13 protein-coding genes are annotated in these 15,885 nt (G+C 70.4%); 8 read left to right on the plus strand and 5 right to left on the minus strand.

The window, feature by feature from the left end; all coding sequences use genetic code 11:
* Positions 1-216 precede the first annotated feature (216 nt).
* Complete coding sequence (locus ACIBQ1_RS17995) at positions 217-849, minus strand: response regulator transcription factor (RefSeq protein ID WP_355378434.1); 633 nt, start codon at positions 847-849, stop codon at positions 217-219.
* Entirely contained in the window at positions 846-2,054 is a 1,209-nt protein-coding gene (locus ACIBQ1_RS18000; protein WP_397278747.1) for a PspC domain-containing protein, read from the minus strand. The genes ACIBQ1_RS17995 and ACIBQ1_RS18000 overlap by 4 nt, the downstream gene beginning before the upstream one ends.
* Before the next feature lie 113 nt (positions 2,055-2,167).
* Here ACIBQ1_RS18000 and ACIBQ1_RS18005 point away from each other — a divergent pair, with 113 nt between their 5' ends.
* From ACIBQ1_RS18005 to ACIBQ1_RS18040, 8 genes are all read left to right on the plus strand, one after another.
* Positions 2,168-3,772 carry a PspC domain-containing protein gene (locus ACIBQ1_RS18005; protein WP_397278749.1) on the plus strand — a complete coding sequence of 535 codons (1,605 nt, stop codon included), beginning with the start codon at positions 2,168-2,170 and terminating at the stop codon, positions 3,770-3,772.
* Complete coding sequence (locus ACIBQ1_RS18010; protein WP_397278750.1) at positions 3,762-3,965, plus strand: hypothetical protein; 204 nt, start codon at positions 3,762-3,764, stop codon at positions 3,963-3,965. Before ACIBQ1_RS18005 ends, ACIBQ1_RS18010 begins: the two co-directional genes overlap by 11 nt.
* Positions 3,966-4,036: 71 nt before the next feature.
* Complete coding sequence (locus ACIBQ1_RS18015; protein ID WP_397278751.1) at positions 4,037-4,519, plus strand: (2Fe-2S)-binding protein; 483 nt, start codon at positions 4,037-4,039, stop codon at positions 4,517-4,519.
* Complete coding sequence (locus ACIBQ1_RS18020; RefSeq protein ID WP_397278753.1) at positions 4,516-6,939, plus strand: xanthine dehydrogenase family protein molybdopterin-binding subunit; 2,424 nt, start codon at positions 4,516-4,518, stop codon at positions 6,937-6,939. Before ACIBQ1_RS18015 ends, ACIBQ1_RS18020 begins: the two co-directional genes overlap by 4 nt.
* Entirely contained in the window at positions 6,936-7,790 is an 855-nt protein-coding gene (locus ACIBQ1_RS18025) for an FAD binding domain-containing protein (RefSeq protein ID WP_397278755.1), read from the plus strand. The genes ACIBQ1_RS18020 and ACIBQ1_RS18025 overlap by 4 nt, the downstream gene beginning before the upstream one ends.
* A gap of 96 nt (positions 7,791-7,886) precedes the next feature.
* Positions 7,887-8,579 carry an SRPBCC family protein gene (locus ACIBQ1_RS18030; protein WP_397278757.1) on the plus strand — a complete coding sequence of 231 codons (693 nt, stop codon included), beginning with the start codon at positions 7,887-7,889 and terminating at the stop codon, positions 8,577-8,579.
* A gap of 167 nt (positions 8,580-8,746) precedes the next feature.
* The gene (locus ACIBQ1_RS18035; RefSeq protein WP_397278759.1) at positions 8,747-11,377 is read left to right on the plus strand and encodes a CDP-glycerol:glycerophosphate glycerophosphotransferase; all 2,631 of its coding nucleotides are present in this window, start codon (positions 8,747-8,749) and stop codon (positions 11,375-11,377) included.
* Positions 11,374-12,438 carry a glycosyltransferase gene (locus ACIBQ1_RS18040; protein ID WP_397278760.1) on the plus strand — a complete coding sequence of 355 codons (1,065 nt, stop codon included), beginning with the start codon at positions 11,374-11,376 and terminating at the stop codon, positions 12,436-12,438. Before ACIBQ1_RS18035 ends, ACIBQ1_RS18040 begins: the two co-directional genes overlap by 4 nt.
* Before the next feature lie 6 nt (positions 12,439-12,444).
* On the opposite strand, the gene ACIBQ1_RS18045 is transcribed toward ACIBQ1_RS18040, so the two are convergent.
* Genes ACIBQ1_RS18045 through ACIBQ1_RS18055 form a run of 3 tightly spaced genes read right to left on the minus strand, consistent with a single transcriptional unit; the run spans position 12,445 to position 15,821 of the window.
* A complete protein-coding gene (locus ACIBQ1_RS18045) occupies positions 12,445-13,482 on the minus strand; it encodes a sulfotransferase family protein (RefSeq protein ID WP_397278761.1) in 1,038 nt (345 codons plus the stop codon).
* Between the two features lie 20 nt (positions 13,483-13,502).
* Positions 13,503-14,324, minus strand: coding sequence for a CDP-alcohol phosphatidyltransferase family protein (locus ACIBQ1_RS18050; RefSeq protein ID WP_397278762.1), 822 nt, complete (start codon positions 14,322-14,324; stop codon positions 13,503-13,505).
* A 48-nt stretch (positions 14,325-14,372) separates the two neighbouring features.
* Positions 14,373-15,821, minus strand: a complete 1,449-nt coding sequence (locus tag ACIBQ1_RS18055; protein WP_397278764.1) for a glycosyltransferase family 2 protein — start codon at positions 15,819-15,821, stop codon at positions 14,373-14,375.
* Positions 15,822-15,885 lie beyond the last annotated feature (64 nt).

A 15,885-nucleotide genomic window follows, 5' to 3' on the forward strand; every position in this document is an offset into this window, starting at 1 on the left:
GGTGCCGGGTGCCGGGTGCCGGGTGCCGGGTGCCGGGTGCCGGGTGCCGGGGTGCCGGGGTGCCGGGGTGCCGGGGTGCCGGGGTCGGCCGATGCGGGTGCGCGTGGTGATGGTGAGGCGAGCGCGCTACCGGTGGGTGGTAGTGAGGGGCGTGGGTGGGCCGTGGCGAGGGTGAAGGGGGGTGGGTGGTGATGAGGTGAGGGGTGGAGGGGTGGGTTAGACGAGGCGGCGGGCGGTGGCCCAGCGGGAGAGTTCGTGGCGGTTGGAGAGTTGGAGCTTGCGCAAGACCGATGAGACGTGGGTTTCTACGGTCTTGACCGAGATGAAGAGCTCCTTGGCGATCTCCTTGTAGGCGTAGCCCCGCGCGATCAGGCGCAGCACCTCGCGTTCGCGCTGCGTCAAGGAGTCCAATTCGGGGTCGATGGACGGTGCCTCCGACGAGGCGAAGGCGTCCAGGACGAAGCCGGCCAGGCGCGGTGAGAAGACGGCGTCCCCCTCCGCCACCCGGCGGATGGCGTCCGTCAGCTCCTTGCCGCTGATGTTCTTGGTCACGTACCCCCGCGCCCCGCCCCGGATCACGCCGATGACGTCCTCGGCGGCGTCCGAGACCGACAGGGCGAGGAAACGCACCGGGGAGCCGGCGCCCAGGACGCGGCGCAGCACCTCCTGGCCCCCGCCTCCCGGCATGTGGACGTCCAGCAGGACCACGTCGGGCTGGTGTTCGGCGATCGCCTTGACGGCCGTCTCCACGTCCTCGGCCTCGCCCACCACCTCGATGGAGTCGCCCAGCTCGGCGCGTACGCCGGAGCGGAACAGCCGATGATCGTCGACGATCAACACCCGCGTCATGCCTTCTCCACCTTCATCGTCAACATCACTTCCGTGCCCTCACCGACCGAGGTACGCACCCTGGCCGTGCCTCCGTGGCGTTCCATTCTCCCGATGATGGACTCCCTGATGCCCATCCTGTCGAGTGGCACCGCGTCGAGGTCGAATCCCTTGCCACGATCCTTCACGAAAATCGTGACCTCTTCACCCTCTACTTCGGCATAAACGGAAATAGATGGACTCCCAGAGTATTTGGCCGCGTTGACCATCGCCTGCCGGGCCGCCTTGAGCTGGGCGGCCAGCTTGCCCGCCGGGTCGAGGGCGATGTCCCCCACGCAGACGACCTCGATGGGCACCCCGTGCGCGTCCTCCTCCTCAGCCGCGATCCTGCGTACGGCGGCCGCCACGGTGGCGTCGGCGTCCTGGGCGGGCTGGTAGAGCCAGTTGCGCAGGTCGCGCTCCTGGGCGCGGGCCAGCCGGGTGACCTCGCGCGGATCGTGGGCGACGCGCTGGATGAGCGTGAGCGTGTGCAGCACCGAGTCGTGCACCATGGCGGCCACCTCGGCGCGTTCCTCCTGCCGGATGCGCTCGCGCCGCTCCAGCTGCAGCTCTTTCCACAGGCCGGCGAGCCAGGGGGCGGCGATGACGGCCAGGCCGCCGACCACTACGACGGTGAACATAAGGCCGGGTTTGGCCTGGTTCAGCTCGCCCTCGGCGTACAGAAAGCCGGCCGCGCCGATCACCACGAGCACCACGCCGAGCAGCGTGCGAACCCGGTTCTTCCTGATGCTCGTGGTGGCGCCCTGGACCCAGCTCTTGCGGCGTTCCGGGTCGGCCTGCTGCCAGAGGATCAGCGCCCCGATCCCGCCCACGGCGAACGGCAGCATGCCGATCCCGCCCTGCGACGCCCCCGTGATCCAGCCGAACGCGAACAGCGCCACCCCGATCGCGCTGAACGCGGCCAGCTGGCTCCAGTCGCGCTGCGGCGGCTGCCCCTCGTACGGTTGCCGGGGCGTCACCATCCACAACACGGCGTACGCCACCATGCCGACCCCGTCGACCACGCTGAGCAGCACGAACATCAGCCTGATCACCACGGGGTCGAGCGAGAGCTGCGCCGCGAGCCCCTGGGCGACGCCGCCGAGCAGGCGGCCCTCCATGGGGCGCATCAGGCGCCGATAGGGCGCGTCGCCGGTCGGCTCGGCGAGAGTCTTCTGGTCAGCCATAACATGGCCATAGTCACATGTCGGGGGCACCTCGGGCATCAGGGAACAACCCCCGGGTCGGGTCAGGGGTGTCCCGGATGCGAGCACACCACGCGTAGGTCCACGATGGTGACATGACAGAAGCTCCGCCCAAAGAGCCGGCCGCCCCGCCCCGATCGCTGCGACGCAGCAGCGAAGGGCGCTTCCTCATGGGGGTCTGTTCCGGTCTTGGGCGGCGCACCGGCATCGATCCTGTGGTGTTCCGCGTGGGTTTCGCTGTGCTTCTGCTCGGCTCCGGCATCGGGTTGTTCCTCTATCTCGCGGCGTTCCTGCTGATGAAGGAGCCGAACGGCAGGCCGGGGATCATCGAGCAGTGGACGCGCCGCGACTTCGACGCCGAGACCGTGATGGCGTTGCTGACGGGGGTGCTGGCGTTCGGGCTGGCGCTCAACGTGGCGACGGTGTGGCTCGACACGGGCACCCTGGTGGTGGGCGTCCTGCTCGCCGTCTCGCTGCTCGCCGCCCACTCCAGCGGGGTGGATCTGGTGGGGCTGGCCCGCTCGATGCCCGAACGGCTGAGCAGGAGGCGGACGGCCGCCGCTCCTGAAGCTCCAGAAGCGCCGCCGGTCAGGCCCATGCCGGCCGCGGCGCCCTCGCCCGTCAGGCCCACGCCGGCTGCGGGGGCATCGCCGGTCAGGCCCACGCCCCCTGCGGAGCCGTCCCCGGTCGAGGAGCCTGCCGCCCCGGAGCCGGTCCAGGAGCCGGTGCGGGAGGCGGCTTATCGGGACGTCGCCCCGGAGCCGGTCCAGGAGGCCGCCGCCCCGGAGCAGGTTCAGCAAGGGCCGGAGGTTGTCGAGGAACAGGCGGCGGAGCCGCCGACCCGGGTGCACGAGGCCGCCCCCCGCAAGCCCACCGGCGAGGACGCCAAGGTCACCGCCGAGCATCGGGTCCCCTCGTACCAGCCGCAGCCCAGGACCCGCGCCGACTACACCCCCTACGGCGAGCCGTTCGCGCCGAGCGGCCCCTACCAGCCGCTCGACCCGGCCAGGCGGGCAACCGGCTACTCGCCGTACGACCCCGCCCGGTACGGCCGTCCGATCCCCGAGAAGGAGCGGAAGCGGCGTCCGAGGTCGTACATCGGCGTCATCACCATCCTGCTGGCAATCATCATTGGAGGGATCGTCGTGGCGGTCCAAGCCAGGTCGGCCGCCGGAGTGAGCCCGACCATCGTCGGCGGCACCGTGCTCATCACGATCGGCGCCGGGCTGCTGGTCGCCGCCTGGTGGGGACGCGGGGCCGGGCTGGTCGCCGCAGGGACGCTGGTGGCGGTCATCGTGGCCCTGGGCTTCGTGCTCGGGGGCATCCCCAGGAACATCGGCGAGTCGGAGTGGACGCCGACCAGCGTGACCCAGTCGAGCATGCTGTACGACGTGGGCGTCGGCGACGGGCGGCTGGACCTGTCGGAGCTGAAGCTGGAACCGGGCGCCGAGGTGACGTTCAACGCGGCGGTGACGATGGGCGAGCTGATGGTGATCGTGCCGCCGACGGCCAGGGTGGAGGTGCACGCCACCAACAAGATCGGCGACGTCAAGCTCGACCATTCGGTCAGGGGCGGCGTGGACGTGCGCTGGAACAAGGTGCTCGAACCCGAGACCAAGCAGCCCGACGGCAAGGTCTCCACCATCATCCTCAACCTGCGGGGCGGACTCGGGGACATGGAGGTGCGGCGTGCCGCGTGAGGTCGAGCGGACGCGGCGCCTCCACCGCACCGACTGGATGGCCCTGCTCAGCGGTGTGCTCTTCGTCGTTCTGGGCATTCTCATAGTGACACGCGCGATCACGGATCCGCTGGTCCTGATCGGCGTCTTGGTGCTGGGATTGGCATTCGCGGGGCTGGTGGCGATTATTGCCAGGGTGGTTCGTGGTAAGTAACCCTTGACCGAAATAAGCACCGGCGTAGGTTCGGGTGTGTCCGCCAATCCCCTGCTCCTGAGGGAGGACGTATGCCCCGAATCGCCGTCACCGTCGACGGGATCAAGTACGAGGAGGATGTGGAGCCGCGGCTCCTGCTCGTACATCTGCTAAGAGAGCGGCTGGGCAAGACCGGCACCCCTGTCGGCTGCGACACCAGCAACTGCGGCGCCTGCACGGTCATGCTCGACGGCCAGAGCGTCAAGAGCTGCTCCGTGCTCGCCGTGCAGGCCGACGGCTGCGAGGTCCTCACGATCGAGGGCCTGGGCGTCAACGGGTCGATGCACCCGATGCAGCGGGCCTTCCACGAAGAGCACGCGCTGCAGTGCGGTTACTGCACGCCCGGCATGGTCATGGCCGCGATAGACCTGCTCAGGGAGAATCCCGAGCCGTCGGAGGAGGCGATCAGGGAGGGCCTGGAAGGCAATCTCTGCCGCTGCACCGGCTACTGCAACATCGTCAAGGCCGTACGCCGGGGCGCGCACGAGATGGGGCAGGCGGTGACGACGCCATGACCATCCAGCAGGAAGCCGGGCCGGAAGTAGGCAGGCCGAGGAAGCGGAAAGAGGACGCCAGGCTCCTGACGGGGCGCACGCAGTGGACGGACAACCTTTCCCGCCCTGGCATGCTGCAGGTGATGTTCCTGCGCAGCCCGATGGCGCACGCCAGGATCACCCGGGTCGACGTGTCGGGAGCGCGTGAGCTGCCCGGTGTCGTGGCGGCCTTCAGCGGGCAGGACTTCGCCGACGAGCAGGGCAGCCTGCCGTGCGCGTGGCCGGTGAGCGAGGACATCGTCATCCCCGACCACCCGCCGATGGCGGTGTCGGAGGTCAGGTACGTCGGCGAGGCCGTGGCCTGCGTGGTCGCGACCGACCGCTACCGCGCCGCCGACGCGCTGGAGGCCATCGACGTCGAGTACGAGCAGCTTCCTGCGGTCCTCGACATGAACGAGGCGCTGGCGGACGGCAGCCCGAAGGTGCACGAGGCGGGCAACAAGGCGTTCAGCGTCAAGATCAACTCCGGGGACATCGCGGCCGCGTTCAGGGACGCCCCCGTCCTCATCGACCGGACGTACATACAGCAGCGGCTCATCCCGAGCGCGATGGAGCCGCGGGCGGTCCTGGCCGACACCGACGGTGACGCGTTCACGATCTGGTCGGCCACGCAGATCCCCCACGTCCTGCGGGTCATGCTGGCCGTGGTGACCGGCATCCCCGAGCACAAGCTCCGCGTGATCGCCCCCGACGTGGGCGGCGGGTTCGGCTCGAAGCTGCAGGTCACCGCGGAGGAGGTGCTCTGCCTGCTGCTCGCCCGCAAGCTCGGCAGGCCGGTCAAGTGGAGCGAGTCCCGCTCCGAGGGCAACCTGACCGTGCACCACGGCCGCGACCAGATCCAGCACCTCCGGCTGGCCGCCGACGCCGACGGGCGCATCCGCGGGCTGCAGGTTGACCTGCTGGCCGACATGGGCGCGTACCTGATGCTGGTCACGCCGGGCGTGCCGCTGCTCGGCGCGTCGATGTTCAACGCGATCTACAAGATGGACGCGTACGAGTTCGGCTGCACGGGCGTGTTCACCACCAAGATGCCCACGGACGCCTACCGGGGCGCGGGCCGTCCGGAGGCCACGTTCGGCATCGAGCGGATGATGGACGAGCTGGCCGCCGTGCTGAAGATGGACCCGGTGGAGGTGCGCAGGCGCAACTGGATCAAGCACGACGAGTTCCCGTACACCACCATTTCGGGCCTGACGTACGACTCGGGCAACTACGAGGCGGCCACGGACAAGGCGCTGTCGCTGTTCGGCTACGACAAGCTGCGCGCGGAGCAGGCCGACCGGCGGGACCGGGGCGACCCGGTGCAACTCGGCATCGGCGTCAGCACGTACACGGAGATGTGCGGCCTGGCGCCGTCCAGGATGCTGGGCGAGGCCAACTACGGCGCGGGCGGCTGGGAGCACGGCTCGGTGCGCATGCTGCCCACGGGCAAGGTCGAGGTCATCACCGGCACCTCGCCGCACGGGCAGGGCCACGTGACGTCGTGGAGCCAGATCGTGTCGGACGCGCTCGGTGTGCCCTTCGACGACGTCACGGTGCTGCACGGCGACACGGCCATCGCGCACAAGGGCATGGACACCTACGGCTCGCGCTCGCTCGTCGTCGGTGGCATCGCCGTGCTGAAGGCGTGCGAGAAGGTCAAGGACAAGGCTCGCAAGCTGGCCGCGCACGTGCTGGAGTGCTCGCCGGACGACCTGGAGTTCCAGGCAGGGGCGTTCAAGGTGCGGGGCACGGACTCGCAGAAGACGATCCAGGAGCTGGCCTACGCCGCGTTCACGGCGCACGACCTGCCGGAGGGCGTGGAGGCGCGGCTCGACTCCGATGCCACGTTCGACCCGGAGAACTACTCCTTCCCGCACGGCACCCACGTGTGCGCGGTGGAGGTGGACACCGAGACGGGCATGGTGAAGATCCGCTCGTACGTGGCGGTCGACGACGTCGGCAAGGTCGTGAACCCGCTGATCGTGGAGGGCCAGGTGCACGGCGGCATCGCCCAGGGCATCGCGCAGGCGCTGTTCGAGGAGGCCGTCTACGACGCCGAGGGCAACCTGCTGACCACCACCATGGCCGACTACCTGCTGCCGTCGGCGGCGGATCTGCCGACGTTCCAGCTCGACCGGACCGAGTCCCCGGCGACCAGCAACCCGCTGGGAGTCAAGGGCGTGGGCGAGGCGGGCACGATCGCCTCGACCCCGGCCGTCGTGAACGCCGTCGTGGACGCCCTGCGCCCGCGCGGCATCCACGACGTGCAGATGCCCTGCACGCCGGAACGCGTCTGGCGAGCCCTGGAGAACCGGGCCCAGGAGAACCGGGGCCAGGAGAACCGGGGCCAGGAGAACCGGGGCCAGGAGAACCGGGTGCAGGAAGGAGAGCGGCGATGATCCCCGCGCAGTTCGACTACGTGCGCCCGGGTTCGCTGGCGGAGGCCTGCCAGGCGCTCGCCTCCGACGAGGACGCCAAGGTCCTGGCGGGCGGGCAGTCGCTGCTGCCGCTGATGCGGCTGCGGATGGCGTACCCGTCGACGCTGGTCGACGTCGGCCGGCTGCCCGAGCTGAAGGGCGTGCACGACCGCGGCGACCACGTCTTCATCGGCGCGATGACCACGCACGACGAGGTGCTGCACTCCGGTGTCGTCCGGGCCGGCTGCCCGCTGATCGCGCTGGCCACCGCCCAGGTGGCGGACCCGGCGATCAGGCACCGCGGCACGTTCGGCGGCTCGCTGGCCCACGCGGACCCGGCGGGCGACCTGCCCGCCGTGGTGCTGGCGCTGAACGGCGTGTTCGTGGCCAGGTCGGAGGAGGGCGAGCGGGAGATCCCGGCCGCCGAGTTCTTCGTCGACTACTGGGAGTCGTCGCTGCGTCCCGGCGAGATCCTGCTCGGGGTGCGGCTGCCGAAGCTGGGCGCGGGCTGGGGCTTCCACTACGAGAAGTTCCACAGGACCGCCCAGGCGTGGGCCATCGTCGGCGTGGCCGCCGCCGTCAGGCGCTCCGACGGGTCGATCGCCGAGGCCAGGATCGGGCTGACGAACATGGGCTCGACGCCGCTGCGCGCCCACGCCGCCGAGGCCGCGCTGGAGGGCGCGGAGCTGGGCGCCCAGGTGCGCCAGGCGTGCGAGGAGGCGGCGGCCGGCACCTCGCCGCCGTCCGACCTGCACGCGCAGCCCGACTACCGGCGGCATCTGGCCAGGGTTCTGACCCACCGCGCGGTACGCACCGCGGCCGGATCGCCCTGACCAGGACCGGGCCGCGGACCGGTCGAAGGGGGCGCCTCTTCCGGGGCGTCCCCGCCCCGGCGTAGTGTCGCAACCAGCGGGAAAAGGAGCGGATCGATGGCGATGCGGTTCGAGCACGAATTCACTGTTCCAGTTCCGATCGAGCAGGCTTGGGCGGTGCTGCTCGACGTCGAGCGGGTCGCGCCGTGCCTGCCGGGGGCCACGCTGGACGTCTTCGAGGGTGACGAGTTCACCGGCAGGATGAAGGTCAAGGTCGGCCCGATCGTGGTGACCTACAAGGGCTCGGCCAGGTTCGAGGACGTCGACAAGGACGCCTACACCCTCACCATCCAGGCGTCGGGCAAGGAGGCTCGGGGCTCCGGCACGGCCTCGGCCACGGTCAAGGCGCGGTTGACGCCGGTCGACGAGGCCACGAAGGTGACCGTGGAGACGTCGTTCAACGTGACCGGGCGGCCCGCCCAGTTCGGGCGCGGCGTGATGGCCGAGGTCGGCGGCAAGCTCGTCGAGAAGTTCGCGGCCAACCTGGCCGAGCTGCTGTCCGAGCCCACGGTGGAGCAGGTCGCCCCCGCGCCGGGCCAGGAGGAGGAGCGGCACCTGACGGCGGTGCCTGCGCCCGAGCCGGAGGCGCGGCCCGCGGGCACGATCCGCACGTCGCGCACGGCGGACGAGGAGGCGCTGGACCTGCTGGAGATCGCCGGGCAGCCGCTGCTGAAACGCCTGGCGCCCGCCGTGGGCGCGCTCGTGGCGCTACTGGTCATCGTCTGGGTGATCCGCAGGCTGCGCCGCTGATCGCCCAAAGCCGCGAATCGCCCAAAGCCGCGGATCACCTGAGGCCGCCGATCACCTAAAGGGCAATGGGCTGATTTTCAGCAAATACTCCATCAAGTCCGGACACTTCGCCCACGCTGGGGGAAGTCCCACTTCCGCGGGTGATTGAGCCAGCGGGGGGACTTGGGATGCCGGACTGCACCGTGGTGGTGATCTCCTACAACGACGCCGCCCGCCTGCCCAGGGCCGTACGTTCGGTGCTCGGCCAGTCGCTGCGCGATCTCGAAGTGATCATCGTGGACGACGCGAGCACGGACGGCACGCCGGAGGTGGCCGCCCGGCTGATGGACAGCGATCCGCGGGTGCTCTACCTGCGCAGGCAGGTCAACAGCGGGGGCTGCGGCGCGCCCAGGAACGACGGGATCGACGCCGCGGCCTCGCCGTACGCGATGTTCCTCGACAGCGACGACGAGCTGCCCAGGCATGCCTGCAAGAGCCTGCTCACCGAGATCGAGCGGACCGGGGCCGACTTCGTGTCGGGGCAGATCTCGCGGCTGTTCGAGTCGAGCGGGCGGCAGAACCCGTACTATCCCGAACTGTTCGCCAGGCGGCGGGTGGTGGAGGGGATCCGCCAGGAGCCCGAGCTGTTCCTCGACTGCTTCAGCACGAACAAGCTCTACAACGTGGGCTGGCTGCGGGACCACGAGTTGCGCTTCCCCGAGGACATCCATTACGAGGACCACGTCTTCGCGACCGCGCTGTACGCGGTGTCGCGCAGGTTCGCGATCGTGCCGTGGACGGTCTATCTCTGGCACCGGGCGACGACGAACGACTCGATCTCGCTGAGCGTCGACGACCTGGAGAACGTGCGGCAGCGGGTCATCGCGGCCCGGCTGAGCGACGGCGTCCTGCGCGACCACGGGGCCGGGGATCTGGTGCCCCACAGGCAGCGCCGGTTCGTGCGCCAGGACCTGCGGGTCTACCTCAACCCGCTGCCGGCCCGGGAGCTGGTGTGGATCAAGGAGTTCGCCGCGGTGGTCCGGCCGTACCTGGAGGAGCTCCCCCGCTGGCTGCTGGAGGAGCTGGAGCCGCTGGACCGGGTCTGCTGCCAGCTCATACTCGACGACCGGGCCGAGGACCTGCGGGTGGCCGCGGCCTCGCTCACGGGGCCGAGGGCCGCCCCGCGGTCGGCGGTACGGCTGAACGGGCGCACGTACTGGGGGACGACCGTCTCGCCCGGCATGGACATCACGAAGCTGCGGCTGGCCGAGCTGCCCTTCTCCGAGTCCAGGCTGCGGCACGAGCTGACGGAGATCGTCCCGGACGGCGAGCAGGTGCGGATGACCGTGCGCACGTACGACCCGTTCGGGGCGCTGCCGCTGGACTGGACGGCGTTCCTGGAGCTCGGAACGCTGAGGATCCCGATGAAGCCGCAGCCGTCCGGTGGCGGAGGCTACGTCACCGACATCGTCTGCCGGCCCACCGGCAGGTGCGATCCGCGCATCGTCTTCACCAGGACCTCCGACGGGCACACCACGTCCGACCGCATCCTCGCCGACCCGCGGCTGCGGCCCGTCGAGCTGCCGGACTGCCTGGTGAAGGCCGAGGGGTACGCCGCGTACCTGTGCGTACGCCCCGACTCCGTCACCCGTTCGGTGCTGCGGCGGGTCAAGCAGGTGCTGATGAGACGGCTCAACACCCCGGCGAACAAACTGCGGGCCTACAAGCTGCTCATCAAGGTGGTGCCCCCGCGGCAGAACCTCGCGCTGTTCGAGTCCGACGTCGGCAAGGGCTACAGCGGCAGCCCCCGGGCCATCTACGAGGAGCTGCGCCGGCGCGACCTGCCGATCGACGTGGTCTGGTCGGTGGCCAGGGGCCGCCGGAACTTCCCGCCCGACGCGCGGCTGGTCCGGCGCGGGAGCTGGGCCTACCTCTGGACCATGGCCAGGGCCGGGATCTGGGTGGACAGCCACGGGTTCCCGCTGGACTACCCGAAGCCGCACGGCACCCGCTACCTGCAGACCTGGCACGGGCAGGGGATCAAGTCGATCGGGTTCGACGCGCCCGACCTGCGTACCGACTTCGACGGGCCGCGGGCTCAGTGGCGGGCGGCGGTGGCGCGGTGGGACGCGCTGGTCTCGCCGAGCGCGGAGTTCTCGCGGGTGTTCCTGCCGTCCAACGGGTACGCGGGGAAGGTCTACCGGTGCGGGACGCCGCGGTGCGACGCGCTGGTGAAGGCCGAGCCGGCCGATGACGTGCGGGAGCGGCTGGAGATCCCACCCGGGAGAAAAATCCTGCTTTATGCGCCTACGTACAGGGATCGGGTCAAAGGCAGCGGCCAGTCCGTACGGGTGGATCTGGAGCTGCTGGCCGACGAGCTGGCCGGGGAGTGGGTGGTGATCCTGCGCACACATCCGGTGGAGCGCTACAACCCTCCCGAGCACCTCAAGCACTTCGTCCGGTCCGCCGGGTCGTATCCCGAGATCAACGACCTGATGCTGGCCTCGGACGCGCTGCTGACGGACTACTCCTCGGTGATGTGCGACTACGCGCTCACCGGCAAGCCGATGCTGTTCTACATCGACGACTGGGACGACTACCGGCTGTCCGAGCGCGGCGTGTACCACGACCTGCCCGCCATCGCGCCGGGCCCGTGCGTGTCGACCACCGCCGAGCTGGTGGGCGCGCTCAGGCGGCTGCCCGACCTGCACGCCGCCCACGCCGGCCGGTACGCGGCCTTCCGCGACCTGTGGTGCGCCGACGAGCGGGGCGACGCGGCCGCCAGGATCGTGGACGACTTCTTCGAGGGCGCGCGATGAGCGTCGTCTTCGCCTGCGTGGACGCCGACACGCTCGGCGGCGTCCAGCGGGTGACGCACACCCTCGCCCAGGGTCTGGCCGGGCGCGGCCACGAGGTGCACGTGGTCGGGCTGCACCGCGCGGCGGCGCCGTTCCGGTACGTGGACGGCCCGCTCTACCACCACCACGTGATCGGCCAGAGCCCTGCGGGGCCGCGGGGCCGCCTGGCCCGCAGGAGAGCCGACCGGCGGCTGAAGGAGTTGCTCGGGGCGATCAGGCCCGGCTACGCGGTCATGACCTCGCCGTCCGTGGTGGCCCGGCTGGCGGGGCTGCTGCCCGCGTCGTTCCGGCCGATCGGGCAGTACCACGGCTCGTACGACCACGCCCGCGGCTGCTGGCACCTCGGCTCCATCAGGCGGCACTACCCCGGGCTCGACCAGGCGGTGTTCCTCAGCGAGGACGACGCCCGGCTGTTCTCCGAGCACGCGCTGCTGCCCAACTCCTGGGCCCTGCCGAACCCCCTGGCCCACTGGCCGGAGGAGCTCTCCACGCTCGACGCGCCGCGCGTCCTCGGCGTCGGCCGGCTGGAAGGGGTCAAGCGGTTCGACCGGCTGATCAGCGCGTTCGCCCGCTCGGGCGCGCCGCCCCCGTGGGAGCTGCACCTGATCGGCGACGGCACCGAGCTGGACCGGCTGCGGGAGCACGCGTTCAAGGAGGGCGTCGGCGACCGCGTGGTCTTCAAGGGGCTGGTGCCGGGCGACCGGATGCCCGCCGAATACCTGAACGCCTCCGTCCTGGGCCTGACCAGCGGGCACGAGGGGCTGCCCGTCGTGCTGCTGGAGTCGGCCGCGCACGGGGTGCCGTCGGTGGCGTTCGACGTGTCGGGCGGCGTGCGTTCCGCCGGGTCCCTGCTGGTGCCGGCGGGGGACGTGGACGCGTTCGCGACCGCGCTGGGCGGGCTGGTCGCCTCCGCGGAGGAGCGGCGGCGGCTGGGGACGGACGCCCGCGCACGGGCCGAGGCGTTCCGCCTCGACCACGTGCTCGACGGCTGGGAGCGGCTGTTCGCCCACATCCGGCGCTAGACGGCGCTAGACGGGCTCGGCCATCTCCGTACGCTGCTGCGGCACGCCCGCCAGGGACCGCTGGCGCGCGGTGAGCATCGCGGCCACGGGGCTCGGCTCACGCAGCCGGTTGAAGCGGTCGCGCATGTGCTTGCGCATGCGGCTGGCCCTGCGCTTCTGCATGGTCTTCTGGGCGGCCGTCACGTGCTCCTTGGCCGGCTTGGGCGCGCCGGTCAGCTCGTACCCCATGGACTCCAGGCGGTCGCCGAGCATGTGCTCGCACAGCGCGATCTCCCAGTCGTCGAGCCGGTTCGCCCAGCTGCCGACGCGGGTGCGGATGACCTCGCCGTGCGTGTTGCTGTGCCAGACCTTGTGCTGCGGCACCGCCACGCTGGCCGCCTCGCGCGGGGAGATCATCGAGACCGAGAAGTCCTCGTCGAGGAAGTGGCAGAGCTTCTTCAGCTCGGTCATCGGGTCGTCGGTGAGGTCCTCGTACCGCAGTTCGTAGTACGTGTCCTCGCCCAGCGTGCGCTTGAGCCGGCCGCCCGCGTCGATGGCCTCGGCCCAGGTGGAGACCGCGTGGAAGGAGTCCAGCGTGTACCAGGGCATCTCCTTCAGCGAGGCCACACAGTCGCGGCCGTCCCTGATGAGGTGGATGAACTGGGCGTCGGGGAAGAGCCGCAGCAGCAGGTCGACCTGCTTGACGTAGCTGGGCCGCTTGTCGCCCCAGCGGGGCTTGTCGAACCGGTCGGCGTACATGCGGAAGGCCGTCCCGATCACCGATCCCAGCGAGCCGGGCCCCTCCACGGCCTGCCTGACGAACTCGTCCTTGTCGATCTTGAGCTCGCGGAACTTCGTGCTGCGGTCGGTCGCGATCCACTGCGCCAGCGCGCGGCGGCGGGCGGTGATCCGCAGGTCGCCCCACGTCCGGCGGCGGTAGTAGGCGGGAATGAGGAAGCGTGTCTCCGGAGGCACCGCCATGCGGGGGTGCGAGTGGAGCATGAGCTGGAGCATCGTGGTGCCGGACCGCGGACATCCAATGACGAAGACTGGCCGGTCGGACATTTCTTAATAACCCCCGAAAACTAGACGAGAACGTGCTCTCGGCTCTCCTGAGACGAGGCCACGCCGTGCCTGCGCGTGAAGCGCCACATTCGGTAGACAAGGAAGATCTCGTTGACCAGCAGCAGCACCCCGGCCACCGCGGCGAGCGGGATCAGCGCCCATTCCCCCGCGAGGGGCGCGACCACGAACACCGCGGCGTGAAACTCGATGCCGCTGATCAGGTGCGAGCGGACCCGGTGCCGGGCCAGGAACCTGTTGAAGCGCCTGGGGAAGCTGCGCGGCCGGCGTGCCCTCGGGACGAGCGCCACCCGCTCCAGGGAATCGAGGTCCTCCTCAAGCCCGGGCTCGGGCTCCCCCCGCTCTTCCCTGACGGCGTCGCGTACCCGCTTCATCTGCGGCGCGTTGACGTACCGGAAGAGGTCCAGCACGGCCACCGCCGCCCCGAGCACGACGTAGCGCACGTCCGAGGTGAGCACGTACTGCCCGTATGCCAGCCCCCCGGCACACAGGACCACCCTGACCCGGTCCCCCACGTAGTCGAGCCAGAGGCCGAACGGCGTGCCCGTGCCCTTCAACCGGGCGATTTTGCCGTCCACGCAGTCGATCATGAAGCTGAGATAGAAAACCACCGCGCCCGCCATGTGGTGGTTCAGGGCGAAACAGGTGGCCGACACCGCGCCGAGGACCAGCGAAAGCACGGTGAGGGCGTTGGGTGTCAGCTGGGTGCGGTTGGCGACGGGAAGGGCGACCCGACAGGCGACCGGGTCCACGAAATAGACGGTCCACCAGGAGTCTCTCCGCTTGCGTGTCTCGAAGACGTCATCGAGCGAATAGGTCCTCATGGACTCCAGCATGACCACGTGACGTGCCTGATCGATTACTGTCTGGAACTACTGGGTGATGTCCATGCCGCTTCTTGACCAACCCGGCACGGAAAACCGCCACGCGGAGTTCGCGTCCCCGTCCCTGAACCAGCTCTTGAGCACGAGGCCGCGGGTCTCGGTGCGCACCATGAGGCGCCAGGTCGGCCCTCCGCCTTCGAGCCGCCTGGGGTCGAAGGCCGCCGACACGCCGTAGCGGCCGGCACGCCAGACCTCCAGCGGCACCTTGCGGTGGCCGTCGCTGAGCCACAGGTTGAGCTTGCCGACCTTGCGGTCGACCCGGTGGATCGCCACCTGCCCGCGCAGCCGGTATTCGGACCCGGTCCACGCGCACTCCTCGACCCTGGCGACCAGCTTGAGCTCGTCGCGGGCGTCGAACACCTCGTCGGGGATCCGGAGCCGGCGGCGCCTGCGGAAGAAGGGGTAGTCGCCGTACCAGTTGGTGACGCGCAGCCCCCGCGGCACGATGCGGGTGCCGTCCTCGCAGGTGCGCCGGAACTCGCGTACGGTGCGCAGCTCGGCCACCAGGCCGCGCCTGATCAGGTGCAGCTCCAGGCGGCGCAGCGACGGCGCGGTGGCCAGCGCCTTCGGGCTCAGCGTGGCCAGCCACGCGTCGGCCAGCTCCAGCAGCGCGCCGCTCTCCTCGCTCCCCTCCAGCGCCTGGAACAGGAACACGATGTCCTTCTCCAGCACCAGCGCGTCGAAGCCGTCGAGCAGCTCGGGCGCCCGCTCGTCGAGGAAGGCGCGGACCGCGCGGATGGCGGCCAGCCGGTCCCAGAGGTTGGGCAGCTCGGCCCGGCGCTGCGTGATCGAGGTCTCCCCCGCGTCCCGCTTGCGCCAGTGGTAGACCACCTGGCCGATCATGTCGACGCTGCCGGCCAGGACGTGCGCCTGCATGGCGACGGGCACGTCCTCGTAGATGCCGGCGGGGAACGTCAGCCCGTTGCGCTCCCAGAAGTCGCGCCGGTAGACCTTGTTCCACACCGTGCGGTCCCTGACCAGCACCTGCTTGTCGGTGATGTGGGTGCACAGCTCGGGCCGCCGGAAGGCCTTCTCGTGCAGGATCGACTCCTCCAGCACGCCGTCCACGAGCCGCGCCACCGCGCCGCACGCCAGGTCGGAGCCGGTCTCCGCGAGCGTGCGGACGAGCCGCTCGTACGCCTCCGGCGGCACGATGTCGTCGCCGTCGGCGAAGGCGAGATACGTGCCGCGGGCCTGCCGGATCCCCAGGTTGCGCGCGGGGCCCGGACCCAGGTTGTCTCGCTGGTCGATGAGGGCGAAGCGGTCGTCGCGCGCGACGAAGTCCGCGGCGACCCGCCGGCTGCCGTCGTCGGAGCCGTCGTTGACGAGGATGACCTCGATGTCGTCCAGCGTCTGCGCGGACAGAGATTTCAGACATTCCGTGATGTACGGCTCTACGTTGTAGATCGGGACGACCACGCTGAGCAGGGGGATCATTCCGAATCGCTCCTTGGCTCTCGGGATGTGGGTTCGAGGGCAGCATGCCTTGACCACTCCGCGG

The sequence above is a fragment of the Nonomuraea sp. NPDC050153 genome (assembly GCF_044460125.1).
GTDB lineage: Bacteria > Actinomycetota > Actinomycetes > Streptosporangiales > Streptosporangiaceae > Nonomuraea.

Excerpts from the sequence above, each read along its gene's own strand:
- ACIBQ1_RS17995 (WP_355378434.1), bottom strand. The coding sequence starts at position 849 with ATGACGCGGGTGTTGATCGTCGACGATCATCGGCTGTTCCGCTCCGGC.
- ACIBQ1_RS18000 (WP_397278747.1), bottom strand. The coding sequence starts at position 2,054 with ATGGCTGACCAGAAGACTCTCGCCGAGCCGACCGGCGACGCGCCCTAT.
- ACIBQ1_RS18005 (WP_397278749.1), top strand. The coding sequence starts at position 2,168 with ATGACAGAAGCTCCGCCCAAAGAGCCGGCCGCCCCGCCCCGATCGCTG.
- ACIBQ1_RS18015 (WP_397278751.1), top strand. The coding sequence starts at position 4,037 with ATGCCCCGAATCGCCGTCACCGTCGACGGGATCAAGTACGAGGAGGAT.
- ACIBQ1_RS18020 (WP_397278753.1), top strand. The coding sequence starts at position 4,516 with ATGACCATCCAGCAGGAAGCCGGGCCGGAAGTAGGCAGGCCGAGGAAG.
- ACIBQ1_RS18025 (WP_397278755.1), top strand. The coding sequence starts at position 6,936 with ATGATCCCCGCGCAGTTCGACTACGTGCGCCCGGGTTCGCTGGCGGAG.
- ACIBQ1_RS18030 (WP_397278757.1), top strand. The coding sequence starts at position 7,887 with ATGGCGATGCGGTTCGAGCACGAATTCACTGTTCCAGTTCCGATCGAG.
- ACIBQ1_RS18035 (WP_397278759.1), top strand. The coding sequence starts at position 8,747 with ATGCCGGACTGCACCGTGGTGGTGATCTCCTACAACGACGCCGCCCGC.
- ACIBQ1_RS18040 (WP_397278760.1), top strand. The coding sequence starts at position 11,374 with ATGAGCGTCGTCTTCGCCTGCGTGGACGCCGACACGCTCGGCGGCGTC.
- ACIBQ1_RS18045 (WP_397278761.1), bottom strand. The coding sequence starts at position 13,482 with ATGTCCGACCGGCCAGTCTTCGTCATTGGATGTCCGCGGTCCGGCACC.
- ACIBQ1_RS18050 (WP_397278762.1), bottom strand. The coding sequence starts at position 14,324 with ATGAGGACCTATTCGCTCGATGACGTCTTCGAGACACGCAAGCGGAGA.
- ACIBQ1_RS18055 (WP_397278764.1), bottom strand. The coding sequence starts at position 15,821 with ATGATCCCCCTGCTCAGCGTGGTCGTCCCGATCTACAACGTAGAGCCG.